13 protein-coding genes and 1 pseudogene are annotated in these 18,830 nt (G+C 45.1%); 10 read left to right on the forward strand and 4 right to left on the reverse strand.

Annotation, left to right across the window (positions count from 1 at the left end):
* Nucleotides 1-1,237 precede the first annotated feature (1,237 nt).
* The 3 genes from JHD45_RS19195 (at nt 1,238) to JHD45_RS19205 (ending at nt 3,560) form a co-directional block, all read left to right on the forward strand.
* The gene (locus JHD45_RS19195) at nt 1,238-1,996 is read left to right on the forward strand and encodes a hypothetical protein (RefSeq protein WP_199478092.1); all 759 of its coding nucleotides are present in this window, start codon (nt 1,238-1,240) and stop codon (nt 1,994-1,996) included.
* 93 nt (nt 1,997-2,089) lie between these two features.
* Nucleotides 2,090-2,986 carry a hypothetical protein gene (locus JHD45_RS19200; protein WP_199478093.1) on the forward strand — a complete coding sequence of 299 codons (897 nt, stop codon included), beginning with the start codon at nt 2,090-2,092 and terminating at the stop codon, nt 2,984-2,986.
* Between the two features lie 316 nt (nt 2,987-3,302).
* The gene (locus JHD45_RS19205; RefSeq protein ID WP_199478094.1) at nt 3,303-3,560 is read left to right on the forward strand and encodes a DUF2442 domain-containing protein; all 258 of its coding nucleotides are present in this window, start codon (nt 3,303-3,305) and stop codon (nt 3,558-3,560) included.
* A gap of 242 nt (nt 3,561-3,802) precedes the next feature.
* On the opposite strand, the gene JHD45_RS19210 is transcribed toward JHD45_RS19205, so the two are convergent.
* Nucleotides 3,803-4,318 carry a MarR family winged helix-turn-helix transcriptional regulator gene (locus JHD45_RS19210; protein ID WP_199478095.1) on the reverse strand — a complete coding sequence of 172 codons (516 nt, stop codon included), beginning with the start codon at nt 4,316-4,318 and terminating at the stop codon, nt 3,803-3,805.
* Between the two features lie 267 nt (nt 4,319-4,585).
* On the opposite strand from JHD45_RS19210, the gene JHD45_RS19215 reads away from it, so the two are divergent.
* The 4 genes from JHD45_RS19215 (at nt 4,586) to JHD45_RS19230 (ending at nt 9,290) form a co-directional block, all read left to right on the forward strand.
* A complete protein-coding gene (locus tag JHD45_RS19215; protein ID WP_199478096.1) occupies nt 4,586-5,377 on the forward strand; it encodes a crotonase/enoyl-CoA hydratase family protein in 792 nt (263 codons plus the stop codon).
* Between the two features lie 62 nt (nt 5,378-5,439).
* Nucleotides 5,440-7,605, forward strand: a complete 2,166-nt coding sequence (locus JHD45_RS19220; RefSeq protein ID WP_199478097.1) for an acetate--CoA ligase family protein — start codon at nt 5,440-5,442, stop codon at nt 7,603-7,605.
* Between the two features lie 102 nt (nt 7,606-7,707).
* Entirely contained in the window at nt 7,708-8,895 is a 1,188-nt protein-coding gene (locus tag JHD45_RS19225) for a thiolase domain-containing protein (protein ID WP_199478098.1), read from the forward strand.
* Between the two features lie 2 nt (nt 8,896-8,897).
* The gene (locus JHD45_RS19230) at nt 8,898-9,290 is read left to right on the forward strand and encodes a Zn-ribbon domain-containing OB-fold protein (RefSeq protein WP_199478099.1); all 393 of its coding nucleotides are present in this window, start codon (nt 8,898-8,900) and stop codon (nt 9,288-9,290) included.
* Nucleotides 9,291-9,392: 102 nt separating this feature from the next.
* Here JHD45_RS19230 and JHD45_RS19235 read toward each other — a convergent pair whose 3' ends face one another.
* The 3 genes and pseudogenes from JHD45_RS19235 to JHD45_RS19245 all read right to left on the reverse strand — a co-directional run bounded on the left by JHD45_RS19235 (nt 9,393) and on the right by JHD45_RS19245 (nt 14,112).
* Complete coding sequence (locus tag JHD45_RS19235; protein ID WP_199478100.1) at nt 9,393-10,916, reverse strand: hypothetical protein; 1,524 nt, start codon at nt 10,914-10,916, stop codon at nt 9,393-9,395.
* Nucleotides 10,917-11,229: 313 nt separating this feature from the next.
* Nucleotides 11,230-13,782 (reverse strand): annotated as a pseudogene (hrpB, locus tag JHD45_RS19240) (ATP-dependent helicase HrpB); the annotation flags it as partial.
* 30 nt (nt 13,783-13,812) lie between these two features.
* A complete protein-coding gene (locus JHD45_RS19245; RefSeq protein ID WP_199478102.1) occupies nt 13,813-14,112 on the reverse strand; it encodes a 2Fe-2S iron-sulfur cluster-binding protein in 300 nt (99 codons plus the stop codon).
* Between the two features lie 147 nt (nt 14,113-14,259).
* Here JHD45_RS19245 and JHD45_RS19250 point away from each other — a divergent pair, with 147 nt between their 5' ends.
* The 3 genes from JHD45_RS19250 to JHD45_RS19260 all read left to right on the forward strand — a co-directional run bounded on the left by JHD45_RS19250 (nt 14,260) and on the right by JHD45_RS19260 (nt 18,725).
* Nucleotides 14,260-14,997, forward strand: coding sequence for a response regulator (locus JHD45_RS19250; protein WP_199478103.1), 738 nt, complete (start codon nt 14,260-14,262; stop codon nt 14,995-14,997).
* 14 nt (nt 14,998-15,011) lie between these two features.
* Nucleotides 15,012-17,546 (forward strand): PAS-domain containing protein, encoded by a 2,535-nt coding sequence (locus JHD45_RS19255; protein WP_199478104.1) that lies wholly within the window; start codon nt 15,012-15,014, stop codon nt 17,544-17,546.
* Between the two features lie 159 nt (nt 17,547-17,705).
* On the forward strand, nt 17,706-18,725 hold the full coding sequence (locus tag JHD45_RS19260; protein ID WP_199478105.1) for a sugar ABC transporter substrate-binding protein: 1,020 nt from the start codon (nt 17,706-17,708) through the stop codon (nt 18,723-18,725).
* Nucleotides 18,726-18,830: the final 105 nt, after the last annotated feature.

An 18,830-nucleotide genomic window follows, 5' to 3' on the forward strand; every position in this document is an offset into this window, starting at 1 on the left:
AAAGCGCCATCGCCGATGGTAGTGTGGGAGATCCCATGTGAGAGTAGGTCGCCGTCAAGCTTTAATTTAAGAAGGCCCTGATAGCTTATGCTGTCAGGGCTTTTTTTCGTCTTAATAAACGTTTTAAACTATCAGCCGGGTTGAACCACCTGATCCCATCTCGGTACTCAGAAGTGACTCTTTTTTCGCCGCAGGCGCTTGCCATCGCCGATGGTAGTGTGGGCTTGGTTGAATTAAAAAGTCATGTGAGAGTAGGTCGTTATAAAGATTTAATTTAAGAAAGCTCTGATAGCTTATGCTGTCAGGTTTTTTTTCGTCTCAAGAAACGTTTTAAACCATCAGCCGGGTTGAACCACCTGATCCCATCTCGGTACTCAGAAGTGACTCTTTTTTCGCCGCAGGCGCTTGCCATCGCCGATGGTAGTGTTGGCTTGATTGAATTAGAAAGTCATGTGAGAGTAGGTCGCCGTCAAGCTTTAATTTAGAAAGCCCTGATAGCTATGCTGTCAGGGCTTTTTTTTCGTCTCAAGAAACGTTTTAAACCATCAGCCGGGTTGAAGCACCTGATCCCATCTCGGAACTCAGAAGAGGCACTTTATTCGCCGCAGGCGCTTGCCATCGCCGAGGTAGTGTGGGCTTGGTTGAATTAGAAAGCCATGTGAGAGTAGGTCGTTATCAAGATTTAATTTGAGAAAGCCCTGATAGCTATGCTGTCAGGGCTTTTTTTTCGTTGCAAGAAAACACAATCCCTCCCCTTAAAAGAGGGGAGGGAAGAGACTCCTCCCCCTTGCCAAGGGGGAGGTTGGGAGGGGGTCTTCTCGCTATCTAAAAAGTCCACTAGTCTATACCAGCTCACCTTGCCATTCAATTCGCTTGCGCCTGTTTCGCAGGCTCAACGCGTCTACGCGAATCAAACACCAAGGTGACTAAAATCCATGGTTATTGTTATAAATCACAGCCGATGTGCTTGATTTGTCGATAAAACTTTCTCGTTTTCTTTAGCGAAAATTGAAAATATGCTCTAAGATCAATCATTAAACAAATTCATAGCCGAAATAACGTGCTGTGCTTTTCCTAAAAAGATAGGGAATAACACGCATGCGCGTCATTCCGGTATTCGGTTTTGTTAGTATCTGTATGAATGCCTTTAGAGTCAGTGTTTTATAAATATATTTGTATGACAATGTTTGTAAACACGCATGCGCACCGTTAAACGGTTAAATTTTAAGGAGAGTATGTGTACAGTCTTAAAGCGAAAGCGCTCTACGATCATGTGGCTTTCTTCAGGGAGCTTGTAAATGGGCGCCTTGCGAAAGGTCCCAAAGGGAATGAGTCATTTCCTGAATATGTCAAGCGTGCACTTAAACTAAACAGTGAGAAGGATTGGAAATTCATTTGTTCAGGGATGGATCTCATTGGCGATACTTCCCTATCTATAGACCATTTTCTCCGGTTCGGCTTAGAGGGCGTATCCAGATACAACGATGTTGGAGAAAAGTACCTTCGCCTATATGGGGTTTTAAATTCGACATACATACAGCAAGAAGCTGTGTTCAAGCTATGCAAACTATGTCAAATTTCGGAGCAGCCGAATTTTCGCAGCAAGTTAGAGAATTTAGAAATCCGTGATATTCGACATAAGCTAGGTGCACATAGTGTAGACTATATTGACAAGCATAAAGAAGACGTACTGTCTTTTGTCCCGATAAGATTTGACATGAGTGGGTTTCATTTAAACTACATCAATAATAATGACTTTTCCCAAAAGTCCGTAGGACTGCTCTCTGGTATCAATGAGCATTTGGATTTAATGACAGAGATCATGAATGCGACGCTAGAGAAAACCAAGAATACACTCTACAAGTCAAATCCCGAAAAAATCAACGAAATAGATGCGGGGCTAGAGGAGTTACGAGTAAAGAGGATTGGCGGACATGTTCATTATGGTGAAGATGGACAGTGTGTAATATTTTCGCCTGAAGTGGGTAAAATTTAACACAGCTAGGTACAGCGACGGCTTTCCGTTACGGCTTCGCCTCCACTGCAAATCCAAGCGTGTTGGCGGTGTTAGGCATTAGAAGGAGCGAGAATGAAGTTTGAATTTGGAGATCTATATAAATTTATAGTATCTCTAGGTGTAGTATTGATAACCCTATCTATTTTGGCTCCTTGGATGTTTCTTAGGGAACCTTTCGATTTGTTCCGACCAGAGTCAGAGATAAACGCACTGTCAGATGCGGCTAAGGCGGTGGTAATTAAAAGACAGTATACAGTTTCATTTATCGTTAGCTTTATTCCATGGTTCTCCTCTATCGGTTCTACTATCGGGATGATATTCATCTTCATAGGCCTGAAAAACTGGAGGAAAAACCAGCTCCATCTTGACGAGCAAACAAGGCTCGATGTCGAAATAAAGAAGCAATCACTTCGCGATGCAACTAAAGATGAAATAGAAGAAAAAGAAACGTCAGAATATGAGAGTCTTCAGGTTGCAGAGTCTGGAAACTCTGATTCCTACATTGTTAATTCGTTCAGGTCGCAATACTCAAAAGTGGAAGAATTTGTCTACGGCAAGTTATCAAAGGTGTATGGAAATAAGTTTGACGTTAGTCACAATAAAATGGTGGCGAACGTTGAATTGGATATATTGCTTCGTGGTAAGACCATGTTAACCAAAGACTATATAGTTGAAGTTAAGTATATAAGGAAGGGGTTTAACTTCGGCTGGCTTCGCGAAGTATATTTGAAAAATATATATGCAAAGAGTGTATATTCACAGGTGACAGACAGACTACCTAATACACTTCTCCTCATTGTTATGGATTCGGAGGCTTACAATGAAGAAAAGTATAATCAGTTAATAAATCGGCTGGCTGGAGAGTCTGAAGGTCGAAAAGGAAAAGATTTAGTTTGCATTATTACGAAACAGGAGCTTATGAGTATTGATGATCAAGTTCTTCAAAAAAAGCTGGCAATCCATGCCTAACAAACGCAAGCACGCGGAACAATTTTCCACTATGCTCCAAAGCGGCCCGTTACCTTGGCGTTGGTAAAATGAAGGTAGATGGGGGCTGTAGAGCTCAATAATTAGTCGTCCCTGAATAATGAGGTTTCAAGCAAGAAGAGCCATGCTATTTTTATCTCTTTCCGTTGGAAAAATTATTTTCAGCCATAATCGACTTAAAAATGACCCAAAATATGGGGCGTAATAAAGCCACTTCAGTAGCTTACGTAGTCGTCCCTGAGTAATTAACGACTTTAATCTATTGGTACAAAATTTTTTCTAGGAATATTAGTGAGAAATGTCCGAATTGTCGCTGGTTGGTACACGTCATCTTACTGGCCATATTCTTGAAATTACATTCAGTGATGGTCATCAGTCCGTGGTTGATTTTGCTCTATTTATTTTTAGTGTTGGGCATTCTGACTATGAGCCGTATAAAAATGTTGATAAGTTTCTTACATTCAACATTGAGGATGGTAATCTCAACTGGGATGACTACACAATGGTCTTCCCTGTTGGAGATCTGTATTTGAATAGAATTATTAAGCATCATTAAGATAGTCGATGGTGATAAATTTTACCCTTAACTTAAGTTTTCCCACCAAAAAAGACGCCATTCGGCATTAGCTTCTTTTCATTCCGATTCAATCGTGCCAGACATCATTGATGTCTCTTAACACTAAATCCTCACCACTCAATCCCCCCACCTGTTTCGCGGGCTGAATGAGTCCGCAAAACAGGCTGGTTTATTTCTCTGAAAAACCGATAATCAGCCCTCTCTGTTACTTGAATGAGGTCTTATTGGGGCGTTTTACGAGTGGCTTGTTTGTCGCACCGCGACAGGGTGACTTTTTCCAGTAGTCTAATAAGCTGGTCGCGTTCTTCGTCCGTGAGTTTTGAAGCGAGTATTTTTTCATACTCTTTTGACTGTTCGGCTAACCAGCTTAGTTCATCTTGTCCTGAGTCCGTTAGGTAGAGTAGGTTGCTGCGTCGATCACTTTGTTTGCTACGACGCTCTACTAAATTGAGTGATTCCAGCCAATCGACGACTTTGACAATACCGGCTCGGCTGATGCCAAGCTTTTTGGCCAAAGCGGATTGGGTGATTCCTGGGTGGGTGCCAATTATCGATAATGCGGTCATCCGAGCAGGTGAGATGGCATTGTCACCAAGAAATTCAAAGAAAAGTTCGTATGCGTGTACTTGTGCGCGCTTTATTGAGTATCCCAGCGCTTTAGATACCAGGTCCAGAGGATCTATTTTCATCTCATTGCTGTATAGGCCATCTTTCGGCGTTTTTTTGCCTGATCTCATTCCTAGTTTGTCCTTTGTTTTCATTTTAATGCCGAAGCATATACCAAAGCCGAACCCTGATGTCTGTCTATTAGACGGGATGTGAAGTCGTTGCCCAAGCTTTTTATGACCGCTTGATGTTTGCATAATATCATGACAATATGTTAACTAGGTTAACATTATGTTTGGTTTACAATATGTTTTTATACTAACACTGATCAATGCATTGGTGTGGGTTAACATCGGTATCAGATACAAGTGCTGATTCGTATTGAGGAGATAAAAATAATGAAAGAGCTTGATACTAATAGTGCGCCACTTGTGACGCTCTCTATTGAAGGTGCCATTGCCATGGTGACGTTAAATCGACCTGAAAAGCGTAATGCACTGAGTATGGCGATGGTTGAGGAATTAATGGATGTATTCTCGTCCTTACCCAAGAGCGTGAGAGCCGTGATTCTGTCTGGTGCTGGAGAGCATTTCAGTGCAGGGTTGGACCTGTCAGAACTGAAGGAGTCTTCCTCTTCTGAAAATATTGAAGGTTCTATGTTGTGGTATGAGGCCTTTGGCAAAATACAATTTGGTCGAGTCCCTGTGATTGTGGTAATGCAGGGGGCGGTGGTCGGCGGTGGTCTAGAATTGGCCTCAGCCCTTCACGTCCGCATTGCTGAAAGTGATGCCTATTTCGGCTTGCCAGAAGGGCAGCGGGGGATTTTCTTAGGCGGTGGTGGCTCGGTTCGAATTACTAAGCTGATTGGCTTTTCTCGCGTTGCTGAAATGATGCTAACAGGCCACGTTGTCGATGCAACAGAAGCCCATCAAATAGGCCTTGCTCATTACGTTGTGAAAAAAGGCGAAGGGATGCGTAAAGCCAGGGAGTTAGCGGAGAAAGTTGCCAGTAACTTACCCATGTCTAATTTCGCCATTCTTAAAGCATTACCTTTGATTGCGGAACAGCCCATGTCCCATGGTTTGATGACTGAGTCTTTGATGGCCGCCATTACGCAAGATGCACCAGAAGCGAAAGATAGAGTAAACGCATTCTTACAAAAACGGGCGAATAAAATTACGCCTGATTAATGATAGTCCCGTTAATTTTACTTCTAGCAAAGACACTTTAATTATAAAAATAAGAGGTTGTTATGAGTACATTTAATCATGAAGGCGATGCCAGTTCGTCTATCGAAAGCCAATTTAACAAGGACATTCGTCCGATTCTTAATCCCAAAACCGTTGCCATTGTTGGCATGTCTAGCAAACCAGGTTCCGCTGGTAGAGTGGTTCTGAACAATTTGTTAGACGGTGGGTTCAATGGAGAAATTTACCTGGTAGGTCGTAGCGGGGGGCAGATTGATGGTCGTCAGGTCCTGACGGAAATCGCTCAGTTGCCCGAAGGGATCGAATTGGTCATTTTAATGTTGCCGTCGTCCGCTGTACTGGATGCGATTAAAGCATGTGTCTCCCGAGGCGTGCGTAGTGCGGTGTGTTTTGCATCTGGTTTTGCTGAAATGGGTCAAGAGGGTCGTCATTTGCAGCTTGAGATGGCTGACATCGCGAACTCGGGCAATATGTCTCTGCTGGGTCCTAATACCGTGGGTTATTTCAACTACGTTAATGGTTTCTATGTCATGATGGTCGAGTTGGAGCTACCGACTCGTCTTGATCCTAATAATGGGCCAGCAGTGGCGGTGGTAGCACAAAGTGGTGGTATTGGTGCTCATATCGCGGCATCACTGAAAGCGCGTGGTGTACCTCTTTCTTATATGGTGACCACGGGGAATGAAGCACAGACTGGCCTGTCTGATATGATCCGTTATTATGCGACGGATGAGCATACAGGGGCTATCGTCGTGTACGCAGAGCAAATCCGTTCTGCTAGTGAATTTATTGATGCCGTGAAGGAAGCCCGTCACCACGGTAAAGGTGTCGTTCTATTGCATTCAGGGCGAAGCGAGCGTTCCCAAGAAGCGGCTAAGTCACATACAGGGGCACTTTCTGGTAACCACGCTGCCATGCAGTTGATAACAGAGTATTCTGGTGTAACCATCGCGAATAGCTTGGAAGAAGCGATCGATACCACGCAGCTGCTGTTGCGCTATCCGATTGCGCCAGACGGCGGACTAGGTTTAGTTACCGCCTCTGGTGCTATTTGTGGTTTGGCTCAGGACTATATTGAACAGCTCAATTTAGAAATGCCGCCATTATCAGCAGAGCAGGTCAAGGCACTGAAAGAGCATTTACCCGAATTTTTACCTCCTCGTAATCCTCTGGACTTAGGCACATTATCGAGTTATCAGCCGGATTTGATTGAAAAGGGTGTGAAGGCATTACTGGCGGATCCATCCATCGGCAGTGTGTTAGTCTCCATGCCTTTGCCAACTAAGGAAGCGTCTCTTGTGTGGTTAGGCTATTACCTTGAAGCGACTAAAGGCAGTAATAAGCCCGCTATCTATGTGATGCAAAACGAAGATGTACCATTGTCACCAGAGTTTATTGAAGAAGCTCGTAAACACCGCGCCATTATCATGCGCTCTCCTGAGCGTGCCATGCGCGCCTTAGCCAATGTCACCCGTTTTGGTCGTCAACAGGCGCTGCAACAGCAACAGAATACCTTGGACAAGAAAGAGGCTATTGCTAGCTTAACCCTGAATAAAGGGACGCAGCCTGAGTGGGTTGGCAAGAAAATTCTTGAGCAACTGTCTATTCCTACACCAACTGGATCGCTTGCCACGACGTTTGATGAAGCCATCCATATCGCTAATGAAATTGGCTATCCCGTGGTGATTAAGGCTCAGTCTGCCGATCTGACTCATAAAAGTGATGCCGGTGGTGTCTTACTAAACATTAAGGATGAAGACGCATTACGCGTTGCTTGGAGCAAACTTTATGACAATGTTAATAAAGCACGACCAGATTTGACGTTGGATGGTGTGCTGGTAGAAAAAATGGGTCAAAAAGGCCTTGAACTGTTGGTAGGAGCAAGTCGTGATCCGCAATGGGGACCTATCCTCATGGTTGGTTTAGGTGGTGTGTGGGTGGAAGTATTAGGTGATGTGCAATTGATGCCACCTCAATTACCAAAAGAAGCGATTATCGCCAAGTTAAATAGTCTAAAAAGTAAGAAACTGCTGAATGGCTTCCGTGGTGAGCCTGCCGTTGATCTGGAGGCAGTGGCTGATGTGGTGGCGACAGTGGGACAACTCATGAGCGAGCGTCCAGAGATCACTGAAATCGACATTAACCCATTGGTGGCTTTCGCGACAGGTCAGGGAGTGGTTGCCCAAGACGTACTTATGGTTATTGATTAAGCATCGATGGAGTATGAGTAACGTGAGCTGCCTACGTGGTGTAGCAACTACCGAGTAGTCGTAAGCAGCGCATACTAAACTATTTTTATGAGGAGAAACATCATGGGGCTTAAAGGGCAAGCCTATGTGGTGGGCGCTTACGAACATCCAACACGCCATGCTGTAGATAGGTCGCTGGGTCAGTTACATGCTGACGTGGCAATGGGGGCTCTGCAGGATGCGGGTTTGACGGTCGATGATGTGGATGGTTATTTCTGTGCGGGTGATGTGCCTGGTTGGGAGTCTCCTGGCGTTGGCCCATTGTCCGTGGTCGAGTATTTGGGGCTGAGATTACGCCATTTCGATACCTCTGAAACGTGGGGATCGTCTTATATCAATCATGTGGAGCACGCTGTCCAAGCCATCCAGGCGGGTAAATGCCGCGTTGCTCTGATTACCCAAGCGGGTCGGCCAAGGGCGGAAAAGTTTTCCCCCGTCGAGAGCCATCTCAAACAGACACAATCAACAGCGGAATCTCCGTTCGAGCTACCATACGGACCAGTGGTCACCAATATGTATGGGATGTGTGCCGCGCGTCATATGTACGAATATGGCACAACCGCCGAACAGTTAGCTTGGATTAAGGTGGCAGCATCCCACCATGCTCAACATAACCCTAATGCGATGTTACCTAAGGTGGTGACGGTTGAGGAGGTGATTGCCTCGCCGATTGTCTCGACACCACTGCATCGCTTGGACTGCTGTGTGATAAGTGATGGTGGTGGGGCATTGGTGATTGCTCATCCCGATGTTGCTCGTCAGCTTAAGCGTCCGTTGATTCGACCCATTGGATCGGGCTTTACGGTGAAACATCTTAACGGCGGTTACTTCAATATCCTTGAGTCCGGTGCCGTGCAAACGGGTAAAGAAGCGTTTGCTGAAGCTGGTGTGACACCTCAGGACATTCAGTATGCCTCTTTGTATGATAGCTTTACGATTACTGTCTTGATTCAACTGGAGAATCTTGGTTTTTGTGAGCCTGGTCAAGGGGGGCGTTTTGTCGCCGATGGTGGCTTGATCTCTGGGGTAGGGCGCTTGCCGTTTAATACCGATGGTGGGGGGTTATGTAACAATCATCCGGGAAATCGTGGGGGGATGACAAAACTGATTGAGGCCATGCGTCAGCTGCGTGGTGAAGCTCATCCTGCCGTACAGGTGGACAATTGTACTCTAGCATTAGTGCATGGCACGGGTGGGCAACTGGGGGCACGCCATGGCAGTGCCACGTTAATTCTAGAAAGAGAGGGCTGATTATGGAACATCGTATTCCTACATCACCGCAACCGTGTCCAGAGACTCAGACTTTTTGGCAGGCTGCCAATGAAGACAAACTAATGATTCAGCGTTGTCTGGATACCGGCAAGGCGTTTTTTTATCCGCGAGAGCACAGCCCATTTTCTGGACGAAATCATTGTGAATGGTTCGAAGCCAGTGGTAAGGGGGTGATTTACTCTTATAGCGTCATGACTCGAGCAACGCCCGCTTATTGCATTGCCTATGTTGAGCTGGAAGAAGGGCCTATCATACTCACCAATATAATGACTGATGATTTTAATCAGATTAAAATCGGACAGTCAGTAAAAGTGGTGTTTGTTGCAAGTGACAATGGTCAGAAGGTTCCTGTGTTTACCCCCGAATTTCATTAGATGTGGGGGAGTCGACACGAATGGTATGCTGAAGTGGCGAGTATTTGTCTGCTTCCCAAAGAACCAGCGAGTATTGTCGCTGGTTCTTTGCTCGTAGCAGGCTTATTCGTTTGGAGTACTGTGATGAATACTGGGCGCGGGAGGGCGAGCCGAGGTATCAACATCTTCATTTTTGGCATAGATACGCTGTATATAAAGCCCTGCAATAGCAAGTAACACACCTGTCACCGCACTAATGAAAGCCAACGATGAATACCAAACCAAGGCCACTAAGCCAACGGTTGATTTGGGGACGTCAATGGCTTCTTTTTTATTGGTAATATAAGCCGCAAGGCGATAGAACTGGTTTTGGTTTACCAAACGATTCACTTCGTTTTTAATGATGGTTTGTTTTTGCTGAATACCATAAATCTCATTATCGATGGCTTTGACTTCCACTTGAATCTCATCATATTGATCTAGTAGTTTCGCTTTTTCTTTCGCGGCCCGCGACACAACACTATTACGATTTTGGCTTGCTTGTTGAGCAAACTCATTATAGCCATTGCGATAATTGAGTTGCTTCGTTTTCATGTCTTTTGTCTGAGCCGCTATTTGTCCTTCAAGGTAGGCCATACGAGCTCGACCTAACTTGATGCGATTCTGATAATCATCCGCTAAGGCTTGTAATTGAGCTTGCAGTTGTTGCTCACTTTGGTTTTGTGTATTTAGGCCATCATCGCCATTAATTCGATCATCAATTTTGTATAAACGGTCTTCTTTTTCGGAAATCAGTTTGCTGTACTTTTTCTCAACGGAAGGGCGAGTGAAAAAGTTGGCATCGTCAAGAGCCTTCTTTTGTTCAGCTTTTAACTGGTCCAGTTCTCTTTGCAACTTTTTCTTATCGCTCTCAGAACCTTCAACATAATTATTTAATCGACCGTAGTAGCGTGTTTTTAATCTGTTCCGCTCCTTATCCCAAGCATCGTATATTTCACTTTCTTTCTTGTTAAGATCGTTAATATCCGCTTGATACTGTTGGATTAACTGGTTATTAGAACTGAGTTTGGCAATTTCGTGATTGATGTACTCACGCTCTTTTTCCAAAGAGTGGTAATAGGCAGCATTGGCTCTTTGGATGTTTTTTTGATAATCCGAATCGACTTTTTGTGGATCGATGATATCAATGTCTTGCTTACGGCGATTCAGAACGTCAATTTTGTTCTGCAGCAGTAAGGCGGCGTCTTTTCGATCATCAATCGCGATGTTAAGGCCGGAGAAGTTACGTTCAAAACCATTAAGCATGGTTTCAAAAGTAATGGTGGCTAGCATAACAAGAACAACGAAAAACAGAATACGCCAAGCCGTATGTTTGGCGTACATTAATGCGGTGGCCATTGGTATTTTGGAGGCTTCAACGACCGCAACAAGGACAAAAGGTAAGGCGGCAACCAGAATATTGCTATAGTCACCGAAATCGAGTGCTCTGTCTGTTTTATCGAGTTGAGCATACACAGAAAAAGAGACGATGATAGAGATAAGAAAACCGATACTAACCGCAAGTATTTCCACACCCCACGCGATTTTAACCAGTCTGACACCTATTTTAAACAACTTGTCGTTCGAAAGCTTTGTATTGGATTCCATAAACTATCCGCTATGAGTGATGGTTCTTATTGATCAGCTATCCCATCAACAAATGATAGTTTTGCTTTTCTTAAGAGGGTCTTTATTGGTTGATTACGTAAAATATTGCTCATTATAAGCAAAGAATATGTCTAATAAATCATATCAATTTACAAAGTTCTTGTTTTATGTAAATTTTTGTATAGAAAAAGGCGTGAAAGTGATCAAAAACTAGACCATTTAGAGTCCCATTCATAATGGTAGGTAGGCTAATAATGCTGCAGGGTAACGGACCGTCTTGGGAAACCAATCCGTCACGCTCATGGAAGAAAGACTATCGCTCTAAGGCTCGTTTTGTTTTTGCTGTGGCGATGGCGCTCATCGGATCGTCTGGCCAAGGATGCTTTGGATAGCGTCCGCGCATTTCTTTTTTAACGTCTGGATAAGCTTCTTTCCAGAAGAAGGGCAGATCTTGGGTAACCGCTAGTGGGCGTTGTGCAGGGGAGAGCAGCTCTATTTTGACGCTCATACCTAAGATGGTTGGGTTTTGCATGGTGCCAAACATTTCCTGTAGTTTGACTCGCAGTGTTGGCGTAGGCTGCGAATAATCCACTTTATGATGGCTGCCTGAGGCAACGCATAATCGCTCTGGTACTTTATCGTTAAGACGCTGTTGTAATTCCCAGGGTAAGCTATCTAGGAGGATTTGTTTTAAGTTGAGTTTGTTGAGCTGTGCTTGATTCGTGATGTTGCCAAGGTAGGGTCCTAACCAACTTTCCAATGATTTTAGCAAGGCCTCATCCGACATATCGGGCCAGCTTTCTCGTTGGCTGGTGAGAAAATTGGTGTCTTGCTGGTGGGCAAAGGCGAGTCTGGCCTTGAGTTGTGAGCTGTTATCGTCCCAAGACAGCGCGTCGATGCCTTCACGACGAATATAAGTGCACATGGCGGAGCGGATGGCATCATCCGATGGTTTACTGGCTTGCCTACGATGGACGCAGAGTTTACCTAACCAGGTTTGTGACTCGTAAATTAATCGATTGTCTTTTTTAGACCAAGCTACATGATCCTGCTGAGAGAAGAGGCTTGGGTGCTCGCGCTGTAAGTGCTCGATATCAAATGGGTGCGCTAGGAAAATACGATCCTCACTAAGTCCCTGATGACCGCCAAGGTCCAATATGACAAGATAATCCGCCTTTGCATTCGTGTCGCTTATATCCAGCAGCGCAATACGACCATTTGAGAGTTTATAGCGCACGCTGTTCGCTTGTTCGCCCAGTCGCTTTGCGAGTCGATCAGCAAAAGCACAGGCTAGGAGGTTGGCTAATGCTTGGTCTGGCGCTGTGTTTCTATCAACAATGGGGGGAGAGAGATTAAGCCCTTGACTGCGTTGTTGCCATTGCTTGAAAGAGGTTTGATAGACGCTTTTGGGGCGTCGAGCTGGTTGGTTATGCTCTCCTTTAAACCACTGTAAGCGGCTCAAAAAATCGCTATTTTGATTGACGAAGGGATCGCCTTCGGACAACAGTGCGCAGATCTGACAGGCGAGTATTGGCTGACCTTGTTGAACGCCTTTGATGAGTAGGTTCGCTAGGCGAGGGGCTAGACCAAGCAGAGCCATGGCTTCCCCATGAGGCGTTAGGGTGAAATGCTCTGGATCGAGGGCACCTAGAGTACTCAGTAACTCGACAGATTGTTGCCAATGGCCCAGCGGTGGTGGGGTGATCCAAGCCAGTTCAAGTCGATCTTGTATCCCCCATTTGGCGACCTCTAAAGTGAGAGCACTTAAGTCAACACATTCTATTTGTGGTGATGCTTGGGGAGCAAGTTGATGTTGTTGCTCTTCACTCCACCAGCGATAACATATACCTGCTTCTCTTCTCCCTGCTCGCCCCATTCGTTGAGTGGTTTCGGCTTGCGTGGCGCGACGGGTATGTAAGCGTGTGGTGGCGGTATTGGCATCGAATTGGGCTTCACGGCTTAGGCCAGAATCGATGACAATACGAATGCCTTCAATGGTTAAGCTGGTCTGTGCAATGGCGGTAGCTAGAACGATTTTACGATGGGGGGGCGCAATAGGGTGAATTACGGCCTCTTGTTCCTTTAGGCTCAACTCGCCATACAAGGGTAAAATCATCGCATGAGGATCTTGTTTTAGCGCTTGGCTAAGCTGGCTTGCCACATAACGAATTTCTTTTTGTCCTGGTAAAAAAACCAATAGGCTACCGTCTTCTTCTTGATACGCTTGGAGTGTTTGTCTGACGACCTCGTCGACTACTTCAAGGGTTTTTAAGCGTTTATTGGCATAACGAATGGCAACCGGAAAGTTTCGCCCTTCGCTCACTAAGGTCTTACAGCCGAGGCGTTCTTCTAATATGGCGGTGTCTAACGTGGCAGACATGATAAGCAGTTTTAGTGGGGTATCGTCACGAAACAGTTCTCTGGCCTGCAAACACAAGGCGAGAGCGAGGTCTGAGTGGATATTGCGTTCGTGGAATTCATCAAAAATGACGAGCGCGACGGAGGCAAGGCTCGGGTCGTCCTGCAGCATACGTGTTAGCACGCCTTCGGTGACAACCAATACCTGCGTGTTTTGGCTTTCTGCCCCTTCGTGACGAATACGATAACCGATGCGCCGGCCCAATGGTTCGTTTAAGGTGTCGGCGAGGCGTTTGGCGGCGGCTTTTGCGGCTAAGCGTCTTGGTTCGAGCATGATGATCTGTTTGCCATCAAGCCAAGCTTCGTTCATCAGCTCCAGTGGCACAACAGTGGTTTTCCCCGCCCCTGGAGCCGCTTCTAAAATGGCCTCATGGGCCGTGTTCAGTTGTTGTTTAAGAGCTGGTATCAGGTTGTAAATGGGCAGTGCGATGGACATAACAGACTCTTTTTGGCTGTGTCGATGATTAACGTTTCGGCTTTATCGGTGAACCTTGACTTTCGGAGGGCCGATGCGAATATCGGTTTTGCATTTGGCAATACAAGGTAAAAAATACCCTGTCGCTTGTTCTTTGTCACTCAGGCCTCTTGGCTGGCGTGGGCCATAGTCTATTTCGCCAGTGATTAAAGGCGTGAGACAAATGCCACAAGTGCCATTTTGGCAAGCGTGTTTAATGGGCACGCAATGACGAATTAAGACTTCTAGAATAATAGATTCCTCTGCAGCGTAAAAATGATGTTCAGAGGTCTCTTGTTGCAGAGAAATGCGTTTATTATTCATATTCGAGGTCAGCAGCTGTTAATATGGGATGGATTTTAGCATGATACATTCTAAGTTGGTTTTTCTCTTCTAATCTTACCAAATCACTTAATTTTGAATGGTAAAACGAAAACGCCTAATTAGAGACATAGGATTAAACTCGTAACGATGATCGAGCCAAATAAAAAAACCTTACTGATCGTTGATGATGACCAAGATATTCGTCAGTTGTTGTGTGATGTACTGTCGCAAAAAGGTTACCAAGTCTTAGAAGCGGACAGTGGTGCACAAATGTGGGCGCATTTAGAGCGAACACAGGTCGATCTCATCTTGATGGATTTGTATCTCCGTGAAGAAGACGGATTACATTTAGCGCGAGATGTTCGTAACCTTTTTACGATGCCTATCATGATGTTAACAGGGAAAGGTGATGAAACGGATCGTATTTTGGGGCTGGAATTAGCCGCAGACGATTACATGATGAAGCCGTTTAATCTACGGGAACTGATGGCCCGAATACATGCTTTGCTGCGACGTGCGATACAACTGGCACCAGCACCTGTGCTAAATACCCTTGAAGACCCTCATGAGTGTTTATACTTTGGTAACTGGGTTTTAGACCTGACGGCCCGTCAATTAATGAACCAGGAGGGTGAACAAGTGGTACTGACACTGGGGGAATTCTCCTTATTAGAAGTGTTGGTTCATCACCCTGACCGTATTTTTTCACGGGAACAGTTAATTGATCAAAGTCGAGGTTTGGAAGCGGAAGTCTTTGACCGCACTGTCGATGTTTTGATTTTAAGATTGCGCCGTAAAATTGAAAGTAACCCTAAAACCCCGCAATTTATTAAAACGCAGCGTGGGCTGGGGTATTTTTTCCAAGGGCCAGTTCGTAAAAACTAGAGTGGAAAAACTAAATGCGCTTTATCAGCATTCGTCAAAAAGTCTCCTTCGCCATTCTGACGGTGAGTGTTGTCGCATTTTGTATGGTAGGCATTGGTTGGCAATCTATGCGAGTGAGTGAAGACTCGCTTTCTGAATTCGAAGCTCAGACCTTACCCGAAATCAGTACCTCTCTGACGTTAGCCGAAGGGGTCGCGCAATTAGCGGCGACGGCACCTTATACGGCAGGATCAGGACGACCTTTTCAATTACAGGCGGAATCTCAACGTATCAATCGGAGTATTGCGGCGCTACGAAGCGTTGCCAATAGTTTGACGGATCCGGCCTTTCGGGACACCGTCAATGGTCGCTTGGATGATTTGCAAAAGACTTTAGAGGAATTGGTGTCTCTGGTTCGTGAGGAGTTATATATTCGCGAAGACAGCTATGCATTGCAGTTTAAGATTCGTCAAATCAAGCCTGATAATGATACGACTCACGTCATCAGCGCCCAACAAGGCTTGGATTGGTTATTAAAACTCTTGGAATCTCCGCATGTGGTGCCTGACAGTATTGTGACCCAGTTGACGCTCAATACAAAAGGCAAAGAGGCACAAAATATTGCCAGCGCCTTATTGAAAGCCCACCGTCGCTTAGCAAAAATCCAGTTACGAAAACAATATCTACTGACCTTGATTCGCGCCAAGTCAGAAGAGCTTAGTGCACAGGTGAGTCAGTTTGTTGGCGCATTGCAAAAGAAAGTGGCCCGTCAGCGAGAGGCCGTGTCGAAATATGTGTCTAATGGTCAGCATTGGATTTTTGGTATTTCCATCTTTTTGATGATTGGTCTGATTCGTTTATATTGGCAGAGCCAGCGTATGACGAGGGATTTGCAAGCGGTGACCAAAGACATGGAAGAGTTGTCGATGGGGCATATGGACTCAGATCGTCCGAAGATTAAACGTAATGATGAAATTGGTACCTTGGCCGATGCGTTTGAAGTGTTTCGTTATGACGCAATAAGACGAGTGGAAGTGACTGCGGAATTATCGGCCCAGAAAAAATTGTTGGAAACCATTTTCGATAATATGAACGATGGGCTGAGTGTGTTTTCGGGCAAAGGAGAATTGGTTGCTTGGAATCCCAGTTATGAAACCTTGTTTGACTTATCTCCTGATGAGTTAAAGGCGGGGATGTCCATTGAAAAGGTTCAATCGTTAATTAACAAGGGCCAGCAAAAAACGCTGAATTTAGAAAATCAGCAGGTTCATATGGACGAAATAAATATTTCCCGTCATTTGCGCAGTCAAAGTTTTGAGCGTCATTTTGATTCGGGCAAAATCATTGAGTTTCGCTCCAAACCCATGCCAGAAGGGGGCTTTGTGACCCTGTATACGGATTTAACGGACCGTAAAAGTGTGGAAAGCCAGCTTCGTCAGGCGCAGAAAATGGAAATGCTGGGCCAGCTGACGGGAGGGGTTGCCCATGATTTCAACAATCTGTTAGCGGCCATCATGGGAAATCTGCAGATGTTATCCGACTCTTCCCCACAAACGGCAGATCAAACGCGATATATTGAGCGAGCCTTGGCGGTGTCAGAGAAAAGCAGTAATTTGGTACAGCGTTTGTTGGCCTTTAGCCGTCGTCAGCAATTGTTTCCGGTTCCCACCAAAATCGATGACCTTATTGAGGGCATGCTGGATTTAGTGGAATACAGTGTGGGTTCCCATATTAGTGTGTCTTGTCATTTAGGGTGTCCAGACTTTGTGAGCCTGATAGACCCTTCTCAGCTAGAAAATGCCTTGCTTAATCTTGCCTTAAATAGTGCTGGGGCTATGCCGGACGGTGGTCATTTATCCTTTTCAACCAAATATGCCATGTTGCCAGACAGTACGAAGCCCGGTATTCGTATCAAGGTAGAAGATTCTGGTGAAGGCATTTCAGAAGACGTGCTAGGGCGTATATTTGAGCCCTTTTTTACCACGAAACCCGTAGGTAAAGGCAGTGGCCTTGGCCTAAGTATGATTTATGGGTTTGTGAAGCAAAGTGGAGGGGAGATCAAAGTGACATCTGAGCCGGGTAAATGGACTCGAGTGTGTTTGTTTTTACCTGAACAAGTTCGTGGAAAAGAGATAGAGCCTAACGTTACTATTGAACGTCATAAGCCCATTCCGTTACCTGCCGATAGCTTGTTGTGGCTGGTGGAAGACGATATGGAAGTGCAAAGCGCTATGCGTGAACAGTTACAAAAAATGGGCTTTATTGTGCAGTGCTTTGATCGTGCTGAAGCAGTACTGAGCGCGTTAAAACAAGCCATGTTACCGGATGTGATTGTGTCGGATGTTAACTTGGCAGGGACGATGAATGGGGTGGAGCTTGCGCACAGTTTAAAACCGAGTCAGATGAGTGATAAGACGTCAAATGTACTCTTTCATGGCCCCGTTGTGATCATGTCTGGCCTACCTTACGATGAAATAAGAAAAAAATACGCACTTAATGAATCCGATTTGTTTATTTCAAAACCATTTAATATCAAAGAGTTATTTGAAGTTTTTTATATAGATCGCTAAAAAGTTACAAATATTACAAAAAAAAATTCCCGGTGAAATTTTCCATTAGCTTTTATACTGCAAAGTGCGCCTAGAAGCAGATCTCCAACAGATTGAACTCGGGTCTGATTCAACAGCGTCTCTGCTGATAATAAAAACAAAACTGGAGTTACCAATACAATGAAATTTCCTTACCGTAAACTAGCTTGCCTAGTCGCCGCTGGCTCTCTCTCGACTGTCGCTCTGGCAGATGAACCTATCATCGGTCTAATCACTAAGACCAATACCAACCCCTATTTTGTTACCATGAAGCAAGGTGCAGAAAAAGAAGCGAAAAAGCTTGGTCTTGATTTGCGTACGTTTTCTGGTCGTTATGACGGAGATAATCAATCCCAAGTCGATGCTATTGAGAATTTAATTGCGGCGGGCGCTAAGGGTATTTTGATTACTCCAAGTGATCCAGCAGCGATTGTTCCTACGGTTGAAAAGGCACGTAAGGCGGGTTTATTGGTCATTGCTTTAGATACCAAATTTAACCCAGTGAGTGCCGCTGACATGACATTTGCCACCAATAACTTCCAAGCGGGTGAATTGATTGGTAAATGGGCAAGAGAAAAAATGGGTGCTAAAGCAAAAGACGCTAAAATTGCCATGTTAGATCTGAGTACCAGCCAAGTGACCGTTGATGTCGCTCGTGACCAAGGTTTCTTAAAAGGTTTCGGTATTGATATCAAAAACCCCAACCGTATCGGTGATGAAACCGATCCGCGTATTGTAGGTCATGATGTAACTCAAGGTTCCGCTGAAGGTGGCCGTCGTGCCATGGAAAACCTGTTGCAAAAAGATCCAAGTATCAACTTGGTTTACACCATCAACGAACCTGCAGCAGCAGGGGCCTATCAAGCCCTTAAATCTTTTGGTTTAGAGAAAAACGTGATGATTGTGTCCATTGATGGTGGCTGCCCAGGTGTGAAAAACATTCAAGAAGGCATCTTGGATGCAACCGCAATGCAATTCCCTATCAAAATGGCGATTGATGGCGTAGATGCCATTTCAGAATTTGCCAAAACAGGTACTCGTCCTACAGCGACGAAAGGCTTGGATTACTTCAACACAGGTGTTCAGTTGATCACTAATGAACCTGTCAAAGGCGTGAAATCTGTCACGGCGAAAACAGGTTTGGCGATGTGCTGGGGTTAATATCAACACTTGCCTGTTATGACAATGGATGACAGGCAAGTCGTCTAGTCCAAACGATTTAGAAAGCTATGTTTTTACCGCTGGCGGGGGATTTTTGTCAGCGGT

The organism is Marinomonas spartinae, from assembly GCF_016461715.1.
Lineage (GTDB): Bacteria > Pseudomonadota > Gammaproteobacteria > Pseudomonadales > Marinomonadaceae > Marinomonas > Marinomonas spartinae_A.